Origin of the sequence: Catenulispora sp. EB89, assembly GCF_041261445.1 — a bacterium.
Taxonomy (GTDB): Bacteria; Actinomycetota; Actinomycetes; order Streptomycetales; family Catenulisporaceae; genus Catenulispora.
The window spans coordinates 64878-81120 of sequence record NZ_JBGCCU010000011.1; the positions used below are offsets into that span (position 1 = coordinate 64878).

At 69.4% G+C, this 16243-nt stretch carries 13 protein-coding genes; 8 read left to right on the forward strand and 5 right to left on the reverse strand.

Translation table 11 applies throughout. The annotated features are described in order from the left end of the window. Positions 1-237: 237 nt before the first annotated feature. Positions 238-1413: an ROK family protein gene (locus tag ABH920_RS23720; protein WP_370351294.1), complete on the forward strand. Its 1176-nt coding sequence runs from the start codon at positions 238-240 to the stop codon at positions 1411-1413. Here the strand turns inward: ABH920_RS23720 and ABH920_RS23725 are convergent. Further along, a complete protein-coding gene (locus ABH920_RS23725) occupies positions 1400-2275 on the reverse strand; it encodes a LysR family transcriptional regulator (RefSeq protein WP_370351295.1) in 876 nt (291 codons plus the stop codon). The genes ABH920_RS23720 and ABH920_RS23725 overlap by 14 nt on opposite strands. Positions 2276-2368: 93 nt before the next feature. Here ABH920_RS23725 and ABH920_RS23730 point away from each other — a divergent pair, with 93 nt between their 5' ends. Next, the gene (locus tag ABH920_RS23730; protein WP_370351494.1) at positions 2369-3112 is read left to right on the forward strand and encodes a glucose 1-dehydrogenase; all 744 of its coding nucleotides are present in this window, start codon (positions 2369-2371) and stop codon (positions 3110-3112) included. Positions 3113-3129: 17 nt separating this feature from the next. Here the strand turns inward: ABH920_RS23730 and ABH920_RS23735 are convergent, their stop codons facing one another. Beyond that, a complete protein-coding gene (locus ABH920_RS23735; protein ID WP_370351296.1) occupies positions 3130-4122 on the reverse strand; it encodes an alpha/beta hydrolase in 993 nt (330 codons plus the stop codon). 121 nt (positions 4123-4243) lie between these two features. Between ABH920_RS23735 and ABH920_RS23740 the strand changes: the two genes are divergently transcribed. Next, positions 4244-4645 carry a hypothetical protein gene (locus ABH920_RS23740; RefSeq protein ID WP_370351297.1) on the forward strand — a complete coding sequence of 134 codons (402 nt, stop codon included), beginning with the start codon at positions 4244-4246 and terminating at the stop codon, positions 4643-4645. On the opposite strand, the gene ABH920_RS23745 is transcribed toward ABH920_RS23740, so the two are convergent. Then, positions 4638-5108: a hypothetical protein gene (locus ABH920_RS23745; protein WP_370351298.1), complete on the reverse strand. Its 471-nt coding sequence runs from the start codon at positions 5106-5108 to the stop codon at positions 4638-4640. The two genes, ABH920_RS23740 and ABH920_RS23745, sit on opposite strands and share 8 nt — an antisense overlap. 161 nt (positions 5109-5269) lie before the next feature. Here ABH920_RS23745 and ABH920_RS23750 point away from each other — a divergent pair, with 161 nt between their 5' ends. Beyond that, the gene (locus tag ABH920_RS23750; protein WP_370351299.1) at positions 5270-5920 is read left to right on the forward strand and encodes a LysE family translocator; all 651 of its coding nucleotides are present in this window, start codon (positions 5270-5272) and stop codon (positions 5918-5920) included. A gap of 13 nt (positions 5921-5933) precedes the next feature. Here the strand turns inward: ABH920_RS23750 and ABH920_RS23755 are convergent, their stop codons facing one another. Next, complete coding sequence (locus tag ABH920_RS23755) at positions 5934-8102, reverse strand: carbohydrate-binding module family 20 domain-containing protein (RefSeq protein ID WP_370351300.1); 2169 nt, start codon at positions 8100-8102, stop codon at positions 5934-5936. A 451-nt stretch (positions 8103-8553) separates the two neighbouring features. On the opposite strand from ABH920_RS23755, the gene ABH920_RS23760 reads away from it, so the two are divergent. Then, the gene (locus ABH920_RS23760) at positions 8554-10251 is read left to right on the forward strand and encodes a hypothetical protein (protein ID WP_370351301.1); all 1698 of its coding nucleotides are present in this window, start codon (positions 8554-8556) and stop codon (positions 10249-10251) included. Positions 10252-10324: 73 nt separating this feature from the next. On the opposite strand, the gene ABH920_RS23765 is transcribed toward ABH920_RS23760, so the two are convergent. Next, positions 10325-11290 (reverse strand): acetylxylan esterase, encoded by a 966-nt coding sequence (locus tag ABH920_RS23765; RefSeq protein WP_370351302.1) that lies wholly within the window; start codon positions 11288-11290, stop codon positions 10325-10327. A 79-nt stretch (positions 11291-11369) separates the two neighbouring features. On the opposite strand from ABH920_RS23765, the gene ABH920_RS23770 reads away from it, so the two are divergent. The 3 genes from ABH920_RS23770 (at position 11370) to ABH920_RS23780 (ending at position 16234) form a co-directional block, all read left to right on the forward strand. Then, complete coding sequence (locus ABH920_RS23770) at positions 11370-12008, forward strand: maleylpyruvate isomerase N-terminal domain-containing protein (protein WP_370351304.1); 639 nt, start codon at positions 11370-11372, stop codon at positions 12006-12008. 209 nt (positions 12009-12217) lie between these two features. Next, on the forward strand, positions 12218-14485 hold the full coding sequence (gene yicI, locus ABH920_RS23775; RefSeq protein WP_370351305.1) for an alpha-xylosidase: 2268 nt from the start codon (positions 12218-12220) through the stop codon (positions 14483-14485). A 51-nt stretch (positions 14486-14536) separates the two neighbouring features. Next, the gene (locus ABH920_RS23780; protein WP_370351306.1) at positions 14537-16234 is read left to right on the forward strand and encodes a Tat pathway signal sequence domain protein; all 1698 of its coding nucleotides are present in this window, start codon (positions 14537-14539) and stop codon (positions 16232-16234) included. Positions 16235-16243 lie beyond the last annotated feature (9 nt).

The following is a 16243-nucleotide window of genomic DNA, read 5'->3' on the forward strand; positions in this document are numbered from 1 at the left end:
GCGGCGAGTGTTACTAACTCGGGGAGGCGTGTCAACCCTTGCGCTCGCCATCGGGCAGGCGGACTGCATGATCAGTGCCCGAATAAGGCTGAATCGTGGGATTCATCCCGCGAATCTGGAGTCAGACAGCGTCCAGATCATCTGGCGCCGACCCCTGGTGCGTGGTTTATTATTCTTGCCGTGGTCAATATTCGACGGCGTTTGCAGGGTGGGACCGCGCGGGGTGGAAGATGAGACATGACTGAGCTGAGTGTCAACGGCGCCGACGCCGTGCTGCTGCGCCGGCTGCGGCTGCTGTCGGTGGTGGACGCGCTGCGCCGGACCGGGGCGCAGCCGCTGACGGCGCTCGCCCGGCAGACGGGGCTGTCCCGGCCGATCGTGCAGACCCTGGCCGACGAGCTGACCGAGATCGGCTGGGTCGCCTCGGTCGCGCCGGCCGAGCCCACCGGCGTCGGCCGGCCCGCGCGGGTGTTCCGGTTCCGCGCCGAGTCCGGCAACGTCGCAGGGCTCGACATCGGGGCGCACGCGATCACCGCGCTGGTCACCGACCTCGACGGCGAGGTGCGGGGCCGCAGCCGGCTGACGGTGAGCCCGGCGGCCCCCGCCGCCGACCGGTTGCGGTCGGCCAAGGCCACGCTTACCGAGGCCTGCGCCGCCGCCGGACTCGAGCCCGGCCAGCTCAGCCAGCTCGGGGTGGCCAGCACCGGCGTCATCGAACACTCCGGACGCGTCGCGCTGTCCGTCGCGCTGCCCGGCTGGACCGGCATCGACATCCCCGCGGCGTTCGCCGACACGGTCAGCTGCCCGGTCGTCGCCGAGAACGACGGCCGCGCCGCGGCGCTGGCCGAACGCTGGCGCGGCGCGGGACGAGACGTCGACGACATGGTCTACATCCACGCCGGCTTCCGCACCGGCAACGGCGTGTTCGTCGGCGGACGGCTGCTGCGCGGGCACACCGGCGCGGCCGGCGAGATCGGGGCGCTGCCGGCGTCCGGCTGGGCCGAGGCGCCGACGCATCTGCTCGGCTACCCGGGCCTGGATGAGGAAGTCCGGCTGGAGCAGATGGCCGAGCTCGTGTTCTCCCGGGCCCGCGCCGGGGACCCGACCGCGCTGGTAGCCACCGAGCGGTTCGTGCGGGCGCTGGCCGGCGGGATCGCGGCACTCGTGCTCACCTTCGACCCGGAGCTGGTCGTCTTCGGCGGCGGTATTTCGCGGTCCGCGGATCTGGTCCTGGACCGACTCGCCGCCGAGCTGGAGCGGGACTGCATCCGGGTGCCGCCGGTGGTCGCCTCCAGCCTGGACGCCGAGTGGGTGGTGCTGGGCGCGGTGCGGGTCGCGCTCGACGCCATCGAAGGGCGCTACTTCGCGACCGGGGTGTCGGAGCCGCTGGCGCCGCCGCCTATTGCGGCGTGACGCCCAGCGTTCGGGCCATCGCCCGGTGGAACGCGTTCGCCAGCCGGGAGTCGTCTTCGGCGCGGGTGGCGGCGACGACGTGGCACGGGTCCATACCGCTGATCGGAACGGTCACGAGACCGGGGCGCGAGGCGCGGCGGTGCTCGCCGGCCGGTAGGACCGCGACGGAGTGGCCGGCGGCGATGAGCTCCAGCTTGTCCTCGAAGCCGTCGTCGGCGCCGGGGGCTTCGGGGACCGCCGACCCGGTCGGCCCGGGCTGGGGCGTGCCCCAGATCGTCGGGGTGTAGGCGCAGGCGATGAGCTCCTGGTCGGCGAGGTCGTCGAGGGTGATGGACTCCTTGCCGGCCAGCCGGTGGTCCGAGGGGAGGACGGCCACGCGGGGCTCGTCGTAGAGGGCTGTGATGCGGAGCCGGTCTGGCGCCATCGGCAGCGGCAGCCTGGTCACGAGCGCGTCGACGCGGTGCTCGGGCAGGGCGTCGAGCTCTCTCCAGTCCAGGTGGCGGGTGCGGATGAGGGCGGCGGGGTGGAGTCGGCGCAGTTCGCGGACCGCCGGGGTGACGGCCAGGTCGCCGACGTGGCCGATGACGAGCCTGCCCGCCGGTGCGGATCGGGCCGCCAGCGCGCCGCGGTGTGCTGTGGTCAGCAGGGTTCGTGCGTACGGCAGGAACTCCTGACCTGCTTCGGTGAGGCTGACGCCGTGCGGGGTGCGGTCGAACAGGCGCGCGCCGATCTGGTGCTCCAGCCGTTGGATCTGCCGGCTCAGCGCCGGCTGGGCGACGTGCAGCGCGGCTGCGGCCCGGCCGAAGCCCTCGTGCTCGGCCACGGCGGTGAAGTACCGGACCAGGCGGAGGTCGAGATCCATTCGTCAAGCGTACGTCGGGTCATGCGGCTGCGGTATGACCCCATTCCGACCAGGTCTTGGACCGCGACCCCGGCCGTGGCCTTGACTCGAATCATGAACGATTATCTGCGGAAGAACGTGGTGATCACCGGCGGGAGCAGCGGCTTCGGCCTGGTCACGGCGAAGCTGTTGGCCGACGGGGGAGCGCGGGTGCTGATCACCGGCCGCGACCCGGAGGCGCTCGCCGCGGCGCGTGCGCAGCTCGGCGACGGCGCGGTGGCGGTGCGGGGCGATGTCGCCGACCTGGACGATATCGGCGCGCTCGCGGCTCGGGCGGAGGCGGAGTTCGGCGGGGTCGATGCGCTGTTCGTGAACGCCGGGATCACTCGGTTCATGCCGTTCGAGGCGATGACCGAGGCGGTCTACGACGAAGTGTTCGCGACGAACGTCAAGGGCGCGTACTTCACCGTGCAGAAGCTTGCGCCGCTGTTGCGGGAGGGTGGCAGCGTTGTGTTGACGACGTCGGTTGCGAACGTCAAGGGGCTGGAGATGATCAGCGCTTACTCGGCGAGTAAGGCGGCGGTGCGTTCCATGACCCGGAGCCTGGCGCGTGAACTGCTGCCCCGGGGGATCCGGGTGAACGCGATCAGCCCGGGGCCGATCGCGACCGGGATTCTGGAGAAGGTGATGCCGAAGGAGGCCGCCGAGCAGACCGCGGCGCAGATGCGGGACGCTAATCCGATGGGGCGGTTCGGCGATCCGGCTGAGATCGCCAAGGCTTTTGCGTTCCTAGCCTTCGACGCCACCTTCACCACCGGCGCTGAGCTTGTGGTGGACGGGGGTGCTTCGCAGCTGTGACGTGGTGACCGGTTGGTTCAGCTGTCCGGGGTCGCGACGTCCGCCAGCCAGTCGGTTAGGAGTCGGTTGACGTCATCAGGGCGTTCCTGCTGGAGCCAGTGGCCGGCGCCATCGAGGATGTGCGCGGCGCTGAGGGCGGGCATCGTGTGCGGGAAGGCCTTGATGGCGTCGGCCAGCCAGGTGGTCGAGGCGTCCTGGGATCCGCCGATGAACAGGGACGGTTGCGTGATCGGGGCTCCGTCGAGGTCGGCGAGGTCTTCCCAGTCGCGGTCCATCGCGCGGTAGCGGTTCAGGGCGCCGGTCAGGCCGGTGCGTTCGAACTCTGCGGCGTGCGCGTCGAGGTCGGCTTCGGTGAGCCAGGCGGGCCGGCGGCCTTGCGGGAACCGGTCGCGGAGCCGGCCGCCTTCGCGCGCGACGAAGTGTGGCGAGGGCGCGTCCGAGCCGGGCATGGTGTCGGCGGACAGCGCCGCATAGAACCCCGCGAGCCAGCCGCGCACGTCGGGTTCGATCTCCGCCTCGGCGCGGCCCGGCTCCTGGAAGTAGCTGACGTAGAACTCTTCATCACCGCCCATCTGCGCGAACACATCGCTGGGCCGCGGCCCGCCGCGCGGAGCGTAGGGGACGCTGAGGAGCGCGACGGCGCGGACGACGTCGGGCCGCAGGAGGGCGGTGTTCGCGGCGATGGTCGCGCCCCAGTCGTGGCCGACGACGATCGCGCTGCTCTCGCCGAGCGCCTCGACCACGGCGACGTTGTCCTCGACGAGCTCGACCATGCGGTACGCCGCCGCGTCGCCGGGCTTCGACGAGCGGCCGTAGCCCCGCACGTCGACGGCCACGGCCCGGTACCCGGCGCGCGCCAGCGCGGGGAGCTGCCGGCGCCAGGAGTACCAGCCCTCCGGGAAGCCGTGGATGAGCAGCACGAGCGGACCTTCGCCCTGCTCGACCAGGTGAATGCGGCCTGCGGGCGTGGCGACGAGGCGGTGTCGGGGGTGGTGCGGTGTGCTGGTCATGATGCCTCCTGCGATCCGGTGCTCCTGGTACGGTTGTGATCATGCGCCGGACGGCGGCGCACGACCAAACACCGTTGCCATTCCGGCAAACAAGCCGCGATCGGAGCCCCGGGGGGCGGACGTGGACGCACTGGTGGACGTGAACGACCCGGAATTCGCGGCGGCACTGGAGACGGTGTTCCACGACCTCCGCGCACAAAGCGCCGTACAACCCGAACTCCGCGAGAACCCCGGCTACGGCCCGATGCTCTACGCCCCCGACGGCAGCGGCCAAGGCCTGACCCAACCCCGCGGCACCACCGCCCCCGACCGCCTCGCCGACCTCGCCGACCAGATCCAGGAATGGGCAGTGGAGGCACTGTGGACGGAGGGCGTGGCAGCGGTCTGGCCGCACTGCCCGGAGCACCCGAACTCGCACCCGCTCCGGGCGACGGTGGTGGAGGAGGCGGCGGTGTGGGCGTGCCCGAAGAGCGGGGCGGTGGTCGCGCGCATCGGGGAGTTGGACAGCCGAAGCCTTACATAAGCTGGCTGATCTGCTGATCAAGCTCCCAGGCAGCGAGGTCCTGGCGCCAGGTCTTGTTGATGTTCAGCCCGAACTCGGGCGGGCTCTTCAAACCGGCGAAGTGGTGGTCGACGAACGGCCGCACCGGTGACCGCCACACAGTCGCGGGCACCAGAAACAGCCGGGGTTGCGGATCGGCGTGGGCGAAGACCACCAAGCACAGCGCATAGTGCTCCTCCAGCGGGAAATGTTTCTTGCTCATGAAGACATACGTTCCGGCGCCGGCATTCACCCGAACGGACTTGACCTGCACCACCAGGTGCCGGCCCGCCCCGAGATCGACCAGCAGATCAACACCGCGGTCATCCGCCAACGGTCGGTAGACAGGCAGCCCGGCTAGTGCGAAGCGAGCTGCGGCGATCATCTCGGCGGCGGCGCCGAGTAGTCGGGTCCCGGCGGCATCCCAGTCGCCGTTCGATGTCACGTCGCCAGTCAAGAGCAGGTTGGGCTGGTCCGCAATCGAGCGAGGAAGGCCTCGTGCCCGCCGCCGAAAATCGCTAGCCCCTCGCCCCCGAACCGCGCATAATCGCCGCTCTGGCGATCGGTGCACCCCTCACCGCGTCCGGATGGCTTTGGGAGGCCCCGATGGTGACGTTGTCCCAGCTCTTGCTCGTTGCCGGTGCGGCGGTGGTCTTCGCGGTGGTGCCGGGGCCGGCGGTGGTGTTCATCGTGACGCGGAGTGTTGATCAGAGTCGGCGGGCGGGGATGGCTTCGGGGCTCGGGGTGGCGTGCGGGAACCTGGTTTTGGTGGTCGCGGCTGCTTTCGGGTTGTCGGCGTTGCTGACCACGTCCGAGATCGCGTATGACGTCGTTCGCTTCGCCGGTGCTGGCTACCTCGTCTACCTCGGGGTGCGGCGGTTGCTGGACCGGTCGGTGCCGTCGGCGGCGGGGGAGGCGGCGCCGCAGCCGCTCTCGCGTCTGTTCGGGCAGGGCCTTGTCGTCGGTGTGCTGAATCCGAAGGCGGCGCTGTTCATCTTCTCGTTCCTGCCGCAGTTCGTGGTCCAGGGCCATGGCGCCGTCGCCGCGCAGATGCTCGTCCTCGGCACGCTCGTCGTCGCGATCACGCTCGTCAGCGACTGCTGTTACGCCGCGCTGGCCGGCGGCGTCGCGCAGAGCCTGCTGCGCAAGCCGAAGGTGGTGCGGCGGCAGCAGATCGTCGCCGGGTGCGTCTACATCGGGCTGGGCGTCGCGGCCGCGGTCAGCGGGCCCTCGCATGCGACCGCGAAGGCCCACTGAGCGGCGCGGGAAGCTACTTCCAGCTGTCGTTCAATGTCACCGACCCCGAAGCCCCGGTACTGGACGTCCGGTTGGCGCCGGACTCCCACTCGATCGTGCCGTCCGGATCCTTCTTGAGGTACTTGTACTCGAACGCGGTGTTCGGCGGCAGCGCCACCGCCCCGCTCCACACCGGATACCCCGCCGACGACAGCGCCACGGCGCTCGCCGTGTTCCAGCTCCCGAGCGCCGGTATCGAGCCGACGACGTAGACGTTCTGCCCGTACCACGTCGTCGCGTTGACGTTGAACGCGACGCTCACCGTCGCGGTAGCCCCGTGCCAGGTGTCGGCGAGCGACGCGGCAGAAGTCCCCGTGGCAGCGCTGTGGTTCGGATCAGGCTCCCACGTCACGTTCCCGCCGGCGTCCTTGGCGATGTACTTGTACTGAAACGCGGTGGAAGCGGGCAACGTCACCGTCGCCGACCACTGCGAACCGTTCTGCGTCAACGGAATCGCCGAACCCGGAGCCCAAGAGCCCAGAGCGGACAGTGAACCGACCAGGTAGATCGGGGCACCGGACGGAGCGCCGGTCACCGTGAAGGTCTCCGCGACCGAAGACGAAGGCGAAGAGGGAGAAGAGGAAGCAGACGTAGGCGGCGGCCCGGAGGAACCGACCACAGCATCGACATCGATAGCCACCGCATCCTTCGACGCAGTCGTCACCGTCGCCGTACCGGAAGCACTCACCACCACAGTCGGGCCGCTACAAGAACCACCCGCGAACTCCCCATGCACCACATCGCAGTACGTCCCGGCCGGCAGCCCCGTCTGGTAGCTGCTGCTCACCGCCGACCCCTCGTTGTTCACCGAGATCCACCCCGCCGACCCCCGCGAAAAGGCGATCGCGTTGTTCCCGTCGCTCCACCAGTTCCCGACGTCCAGCCCCCGCGTCACGTTGTGGAACCCGACCAGGTTCGCCACCCCCTGCTCCCGGTCCAGGCACTCCCACACCCCGGTCTCGCACACCGTCCCGGTCACGAACCCGTTGGCGTCGGCCGGCGGCGACTGGTCGTTGGTGCTGTAGTCGAACCCCGAGTACACCTGCGGTGTACTGCCCCAGCCGTACGCCAGCTCGAACTCCGTCGCCAGCGTGTACGTCGCCCCGTCCTTGTAGCTCAGCGCCGTCCCGTTCCGCTCCAGATCGTGGTTGGTGACCATGACCGCGTCCGACGCCGACGGCTCGAACCCCTGCCCGAAGTTCTGCAGACCGCTGATCGACCCGAGGAACGCGCTCCGGATCCCGTACGCGTAGTCGAACCCCAGCACGTTCCCGTTCCCCTCGAACGCCGCCGGCGCCAACGCCCCGCTCCCGCCGGGCATCACCTCCTGGTACACGTACGGCCGCACCCCGGCGTTCGTGTTGTTCGTCTGTGCCAGGATCGCGGCCATGTCGGCCTGCGCGATGTGCTTGGCCGAGTCCATCCGGAACCCGTCGACGCCGTACCCCTCCAGCTTGTTCAGGTACCCGGCGAGCTTGCCGCGCACGGAGTCCTGCTCGGTGTACAAATCCGACAGCGACAGCAGCTGGCACTCCTGCACCTGCGTGGCGTTGTTCCAGTCCTTAATGCTCAGATCCGAGTTCGGGCACGGCGGATCGAAGTGGAAGTTCGAGCTCGTGTACCCGATCGACCCGTACGTGTACGTCGCCGGGTTGAACGAGTCCCCGCCGTAGGAGTCGGTGGAGGTCTGGTTCGACCCGGCGGTGTGGTTCAACACCGCGTCCACGTACACCTTCACCCCGGCGGCGTGGCAGGCGGAGACCATCGAGGCGAACTGCGCCTCGCTGCCCATCCGGCTGTTCAGGTCGTACCCGACCGGCTGGTACACGTCCCACCAGGCGTGCGTGGCCCCGGCCAGCCGGATCGAGTCCTGCGGCGGCGCGACCTGCACCGCGCCGTAGCCCTTGGGTCCGAGCACCGTGGTGCACTCGGTGGCGACCGAGGGCCAGTTCCATTCGAAGAGGTTGGCGATGACGTCGTTCGACGACCCAGCGGGCGCCGTGGACGAGGTGGACGAGCTCCGGAGAGGGGTGCTGAGCGAGGTGCTGAAAGCGACGGCGCCGGCGACCAGCACCCCGGCCGCGGTAAGGGCGGCCAGGCCGGAGGACCGGGCGCGGGCGCGCGTCCGTGGGGACGAACTCATGGCGGATGAGCCTTTCGACATCGTCGAGAACCGGACAGGAAGGCAAGGCCGCGGCCGCTGACCTGGAGACGCACCACGAAGAGTGCGCCAGGCCACGGACTGAGTCAACGCTCTTGCGTCAACTTTCTGAAACTTGCAAGAGATCTTGCCGACGGCCGCAGGTCATCACGACGAGACCGCGCTCCGCAGGGCTCTGATTGCAAGAGGCGTAAGGGGCGCGGCCGCACGGCGCCACGTGCGCGAGCTGTCGAAACAGATCGTCGAAGCGCTTCGCCACAATCAACGCTACCGCGGGTTCGAGGATCAGCAGTGGATTCAGCCGCCAACGCACTCTTGTGCCTCTCCTGATGCTGCCTTAACCTCAACGCAACGTTGAAGCGCTTCGACAATCCTTCGACAACCCACGCGAATTCAGGTACTTCAGGTACGTCCGTTTCGATGGAGGGGTCCCATGGCGAGATCGACTGTCTTCTCCCGCCGCCAGGTGTTCAGGACGTCCGCGGCCCTCGGCGGCGCGATAGCCGCCGCGCCGCTGCTGTCGGCGTGCGGCTCCGGCAAGGCCGCGGTCAAGGAAAGCGGCGCCGCGGCGCCCAGCACCGTCAAGTCGGTCCTGCCGACCTACAAGGCCTCGACCCTGGTCACCCCCGACATCCCGCCGGTGACCGGAGCGAACGGCGCGGCCAGCGACCCCGGCTTCCTGGCGTTCCCGGCGACCCCGGCGAAGTCCGTGACCGGCCCGGTCGGCTCCGGCGGCAGCTACCAGGCGGTCACGCCGCTGTGGGGGTCGGTGCCGCCGGCGGGCAACAGCTACTACACGGCCGTGAACCAGGCCATCGGCGCGACCCTGACCGACAGCCCGTCGGACGGCACCACCTACGCCACGATGCTCGCGACCCGCTTCGCCTCCGGCAACATCCCGGACTGGCTGGACGTCCCGGGCTGGAACACCCAGGGGATCCAGAACTTCGCCGAGGGCGTCGACAAGTTCTTCAAAGACCTGACGCCGTACCTGGCCGGCGACAAGGTGCTGGACTATCCGAACCTCGCGGCCATCCCGACCGGCGGCTGGCAGGCAGGGGTCTGGAACGGCAAGCTCTACGGCATCCCGCTGTGGACCTCGGCCGGCCTGTTCGCCGGCCTGCTCTACTACCGCGGCGACCTCTTTGCGAGCGCCGGCATCGACGCCTCGACCATCACCTCCGCCGACAAGCTCTTCGAGCTCGGCAAGGAGCTCACCGACACCGCCAAGGGCCAGTACGCGTTCGACGACCTCGGCGTCTACCTCTTCCAGGTCTTCAACATCACGTCCGCCACCACCGGCACCGGCTTCAAGGCCGACTCGACCGGCAAGCTGATCAGCAAGTACGAGCAGCCCGAGTTCCTGGAATACCTGGCCTTCGCCAACAAGCTCGCCAAGAGCGGCTACATGCACCCCGACGCGCTGTCCGGCGACGCCTCCAAGGCCGACAACCGGTTCTGGGCCGGCAAGAGCGTCATCTCCGCCGGCGGCACCGGGGCGTGGAACAAGGCCGACGCGCTCAGCGGCGTCGCGGCCAACCCGAGCTACATCCGCCAGGGCTTCAAGGTCTTCTCCTTCGACGGCAGCACCCCGACCATCGGACTCGGCGCCGGCGCCGGCATGTTCTCGTACCTGAACAAGAAGCTCACCGACGCCCAGGTCAAGGAGCTGCTACGGATCGCGGACTACCTGGCCGCGCCGTTCGGCACCGAGGAATACCTGGTGTCCCGGTACGGCAAGGAAGGCACCACCTACACCGTCACCTCCGCCGGGCCCGCGCTCAACGACGAGGGCAACAAGATCGTCACCGACACCTACGACCAGCTCGCCAACTGCCAGGCGATCACCTTCAACTCCGGGTACAACCAGATCACCAAGGACTACGCCGCCTGGCAGGCCGATGCCGTACAGCACGCCTACAAGCCGATGTTCTACGCCATGAACATCACCGAGCCGCAGCAGACCGCGAAGGCCACCACGGCGCTGGAGTCGGTCATCACCGACGTGAAGTACGGCCGCAAGTCCGTCGCGGACTACCAGACCGCGCTGAGCAGCTGGGTCACCAACGCGGGCGACCCGCTGCGCACGTTCTACGACGGCATCGTCAAACAGTACGGGACGGGCATCTGAGGCCGGTCGACAGGCATCCGGTATCGGCCGACAGATGTCCGAGACACCCGCTGACAGGCATCTGCGACACCGGCTAAGCGCTCACCGACCGCGCGAACTCCAAGGCGCGCGCCACGTGATGCGCCCCGCCCCCCTCGTGACCGTTGTACGGGTAGACCTCGATCTCCTTCGGCCCCGCGTAGTGGTTGAAGGAGGCGAAGACGGTCGAGGGCGGGCAGATGTCGTCCATCAGCGCCACCGAGTACAGCGCCGGGGCGGTGGCGCGCGCTGCGAAGTTCGTGCCGTCGACGGAGGAGATGGTGTCGAAGACGCGGTCCACCTTGTCCCGGTGGACCTTGCAGAACTCGGCGATCTCCTTGTAGGGGGTGCAGTCGGTGATCTCGGTCGCGTGGCGGATGTGCTGCATGAACGGGACGTCGGTGACGACCCCGGCGAGGTCGCCGACCAGGCCGGCGACGGCCAGCGCGATACCGCCGCCCTGGCTGCCGCCGGCGACCAGGACGCGGGCCGGGTCGACGGCCGGATGCGTGCGAGCGGCCTCGACCGCGCGCACGGCGTCGGTGTAGAGCCGCCGGTAGTAGTAGGTGTCGCGATCCAGCACGCCGCGCGTGGCGAAGCCGGGGAAGGAGTTGCCGGCCGGCCCGTCGTCCGGGGTGTCGCCGACCTGCCAGGCGCTGCCCTGGCCGCGCGTGTCCATGGTCAGGTGCGCGTAGCCGGCGCTGGCCCACACCAGCCGCTCGTGCGGCAGGCCGCGGCCGCCGCCGTAGCCGACGAACTCGACGATGGTCGGCAGCGGCCCGGTCGCGCTGGCCGGTCGTACCAGCCAGCCCTTCACCGGCTGGCCGCCGAAGCCGTGGAAGGTCACGTCCTCGACCGCGACTGTGGTCAGCCGCGTTTCCACGGGCTCGAACCGCGCCCCGAGGCCGGTCTCGCGCGCCTCGGCCAGGGTCGCGGCCCAGAAGGCGTCGAAGTCGGCGGGCTCGGTGCGCGCGGGGAGGTAGTCGCGGAGTTCTTTCAAGGTCATGTCGACGAAGGCCATGAGCGAGAACGCTAGTGTCGAACGTGTTCGCTGTCATCGTCGGGAGTCCGGCGCCCCCGTGTTCCGAGAGGGTCAGCTCATGATCAGGGAGAGTTACCTCGCGGCAGCCGAAGCGGCGGCGAACCTGCTGGCGCACCCGGCCGTGGCCCAGGCCTGGGACGAGCCTAGCGCCCTGGCCGGCTACACCGTCAGCGGATTGGCGGGCCATCTGGCAGGCCAGGTCAACGTGGTCGCCAAGGTGCTGGACGGCTCCGACCTCGACCCCGCCACCGAGCCGGTCGCCGCGCTGGACCACCTGCTCAACGCCAGGTGGCTCAACGCCGAGCCGGACGGCGAGGTCCACCTCACGATCAGGGCCAGCGGTGCGCAGTACGCGGAGGTCGGCCCGAAGCTGTTGGCCGAGCAGACCGCTGACGTGCTCGACCGCCTGCGCCGGGACCTGCCGGGTCAGCCGGAGCGGCGGCTGGTGCAGTTCCCGTGGGGCCCGCCCGCGTTGCTGCTGGACGACCTTCTGCTCAACCGGATGATGGAGCTTGTCGTCCACCTCGACGACCTCGCGGTCAGCGTCGCGGTGCCGGCGCCTGGGCTGCCGGTCGCGGCGACGGACGCCGTCATCGGCCTGCTCGCCGCGGTCGCTGCTCGCAAGCACGGCCCCGGGGCGCTGATTCGTGCGCTGAGCCGTGCCGAGCGCGCGTCGGGGTCGATCACCGCCTTCTGATCGGCGCCGTCTGACCGCTGCCTCCCGACAGCCGCGTTCTGCAAAGTTTCCGCCAGGTGTTGTTTCGTGCATCGGCACGCCCTTACGATGACGCATCATTGAAGCGCTTCGACAACGTCGACAAGCATCGACGATGAGTCGGTGATCGGGTTGGCGTCGGAGGTCGAAGCGCTTCGATCGAGCGCACCCGAAGACCCGAAGGGGGTCCTGTGAAGTTCACCGACGGCTACTGGATGATGCGGCCGGGCGTCCAGGCGTCCTATCCCGCCCAGGTGCTCGACGGGCAGATCGGGCCGGACTCGCTGGTCGTGCACGCCCCCTGCTACCGCTTCCGCGACCGCGACGACCTGCTGCGCGGCCCGGCGCTGACGGTGGCGTTCGCCGCGCCGCTGCCGGACGTGGTCCGGGTGACCGTCACGCACTTCGCCGGGCAGGACCGCAAGCCGGACTTCGTGCTGGTGGAGGGGGAGCCCGAGACCCCGGTGATCGTCGAGGACGACGACGCGCTGAGTTTCACCTCCGGCGCGCTGACGGCCCGGATCGCCAAGGGGCCGCGCTGGAGCCTGGACTTCCTGGCCGAGGGCCGGCGCCTGACCGGCAGCGGGACCAAGGCGATGGCCGCGATCGACACCGCCGAGGGCGGGCACTTCGTCCGCGAGCAGCTGGACCTGGCGGTCGACGCCTTCGTCTACGGCCTCGGCGAGCGCTTCGGTCCGCTGGTGAAGAACGGCCAGTCCGTGGACAGCTGGAACGCCGACGGCGGCACGGCCAGCGAGCAGGCGTATAAGAACGTCCCGTTCTTCCTGACCAACGCAGGCTACGGCGTGTTCGTCAACCACCCCGGCCGGGTCTCCTTCGAGGTGGCCTCCGAGTCGGTGGCGCGGGCCCAGTTCAGCGTCGAGGGCCAGAGCCTGGAGTACTTCCTCATCTACGGCCCCACGCCCCGGGAGATCCTGCGCAAGTACACCGCGCTGACCGGCCGGCCGCCCCGGGTTCCGGCCTGGTCCTACGGACTGTGGCTGTCCACGTCCTTCACCACCGACTACGACGAGGCGACCGTCGGGGCGTTCATCGACGAGATGGTGCGGCGCGACCTGCCGCTGTCGGTGTTCCACTTCGACTCGTTCTGGATGCGCGAGTTCAACTGGTGCGACTTCGAGTGGGATCCGCGTACCTTCCCCGACCCGCGCGGGATGCTGGAGCGGCTGAAAGCCCGCGGCCTGCGCGTATGCGTGTGGATCAACCCTTACATAGCCCAGCGCTCGCCGTTGTTCGCCGAGGCCAAGGCGGCCGGGTACCTGCTGCGGCGGCCCAACGGCGACGTGTGGCAGTGGGACCTGTGGCAGCCGGGCCTGGCGGTCGTCGACTTCACCAACCCCGAGGCCCGGCAGTGGTACGCGGGCAAGCTGGACGCGCTGGTCGAGATGGGCGTGGACTGCTTCAAATCAGACTTCGGCGAGCGCATCCCGACCGATGTGGTCTACGCCGACGGCTCCGATCCGGAGCGCGTGCACAACCTGTACGCGTACTACTACAACCAGACCGTCTTCGAGCTGCTGCGCAAGCGGCGCGGCGAGGGTGAGGCGCTGGTCTTCGCCCGCTCGGCGACGGTCGGCTCGCAGCAGTTCCCGGTGCACTGGGGCGGCGACTGCGAGTCGACGTTCGAGGCGATGGCCGAGAGCCTGCGCGGCGGGCTCTCGCTGGGCTTGTCGGGCTTCGGGTACTGGAGCCACGACATCGGCGGCTTCGAGGGCACGCCGGATCCGGCGGTGTTCAAGCGCTGGATCGCCTTCGGGCTGCTGTCCTCGCACAGCCGGCTGCACGGCCACGAGTCCTACCGCGTCCCCTGGTTGTTCGACGAGGAGGCGGTGGACGTGCTGCGGCACTTCACCAAGCTCAAGGCCCGGCTGATGCCGTACCTGCTCCAGAGCGCGGAGCAGGCGGTCGGCAGCGGCGTGCCGGTGATGCGGGCGATGGTGCTGGAGTTCCCCGACGACCCGGCGTGCACGCACCTGGAGCGGCAGTACATGCTCGGCGACGACCTGCTGGTCGCGCCGGTGTTCACCGCCGACGGGACGGTGCGGTACTACGTGCCCGAAGGCACGTGGACGCACCTGCTGACGGGGGACAAGCTCGTCGGGCCGCGCTGGGCCGCCGAGCAGCACGGGTTCGACAGCGTCCCGTTGCTGGCCCGGCCGGGATCGGTGATCCCGATCGGCGCGGTCGACGACGGGCCGGAGTACGACTACGCCGCGGGCGTCACGCTGCGGGTGTTCGAGCTCGACGACGGCGCCGAGGTCTCCACGGCCATCCCGGCCGCGGACGGCACAGTGCTGGCCACGTTCACCACGACGAGGAAGGGCCGCGAGATCCGCGTGACCTCCTCCGGCGGCGCGCGCGACTGGCGGGTCCAACTCTCCGGAGCGGAAGCCGTGCAGGCCGAGGGCGACACCGTGGTGCTGACCCTTGGCGCGTGAGGTTCCACGTTTCACCCAGTCAGGTATGTCTGTTTCGATATGGAGGGTCCCATGGCGAGTTCCGACGGCTTCTCCCGCCGCCAGATATTCAAGACCTCCGCAGCTCTCGGCGGTGCTGTAGCCGCTGCCCCGCTGCTGTCCGCGTGCGGTTCCGGCAAGGCCGCGACCAAAGAGAGCGGCGTCGCCGCGAAGAACGCGGTGCAGGCGGTGCTCCCGACCTACAAGGCGAGCACCGCGGTCACCCCCGACATCCCCTCGGTCTCCGGGGCGAACGGCTCGGCCAGCGACCCGGCGTTCCTGTCCTATCCCGCCTCGCCGCCGAAGTCGGTGACCGGCGCGGTCGGCAACGGCGGCTCCTACCAGGCGGTCTCGCCGATCTGGGGCTCGGTCCCGGCGCCGGGCAACAGCTACTACACCGCGGTGAACCAGGCGCTCGGCGCGACGCTGACCGACAGCCCGTCGGACGGCAACAACTACGCCACGATGCTGGCCACGCGCTTCGCCTCCGGCAACATCCCGGACTGGCTGGACGTGCCGGGCTGGAACGTCTCCGCGATCCAGAACTTCGCCGAGGGCGTCGACAAGTACTTCAAGGACCTGACCCCGTACCTGGCCGGCGACAAGATCCTGGACTACCCGAACCTCGCGGCCATCCCGACCGGCGGCTGGCAGGCCGCGGTGTGGAACGGCAAGCTGTACGGCATCCCGCTGTGGACCTCGGCCGCCACCATCCCGGGCGCACTGTTCTATCGCGCGGACCTCTTCAAGGCCGCCGGCGTCGACGCCTCCGCTATCAAGTCCGCCGACCAGCTCAAGGCGGCCGGCAAGCAGGTCACCGTTCCGGCGAAGGGCCAGTACGCGTTCGACGACCTGGGCATGTACCTGTATCAGCTCTTCAACGTGCCGGCGAACAACGGCCGCACCGGATGGAAGCGCGACAGCACCGGCAAGCTGGTCAACGGCTACGAGGTGCCGGAGTTCCTGGAGCTGTTGAGCTTCGCCAACTCCCTGGCCAAGGGCGGTCTGATCCATCCCGACGCGTTGGCCGGCGACGCCTCGAAGGCCAAGAACCGCTTCTGGGCCGGCAAGACCGTGATCACCGGGGACGGCAGCGGGTCGTGGAACAAGGGGGACTCGCAGAGCGGGGTCGCGGCGAACCCCGGTTATGAGCGGCAGGCCTTCAAGGTCTTCGCCTTCGACGGCGGCACCGCGTCGATGCCGCTTTATCCGAGCGCCGGCATGTTCTCGTACTTGAACAAGAAGCTGAGTGACGCCCAGGTCAAGGAACTGCTGCGGATCGCGAACTACCTCGCCGCCCCCTTCGGCAGCGCAGAGTACCTGATCGCCCGGTACGGCAAGGAGGGCGTCGACTACACGATGACCGACGGCGCGCCGATCCTCACCGACCAGGGCAACAAGGACGTCACCGACACCCTGGACCAGCTGGCCAACTGCCAGGCGGTCACCTTCAACTCCGGCTACAACCAGATCACCAAGGACTACGCCGCCTGGCAGGCCGACGTGGCCCAGCACGCCTACAAGCCGATGTTCTACGCGATGAACGTCAGCGAGCCGGCCCAGACCGCGAAGGCGAGCACGGCCCTGGAGGCGGTCATCACCGATGTGCGGATGGGGCGCAAGAGCGTGTCGGACTACCAGTCGGCGTTGACCACGTGGCAGAACAGCGGCGGCAACCAGCTGCGCGACTTCTACGAGGGCATCGCCAAGCAGTACGGCACGGGGAACTAGAGGTGAGCG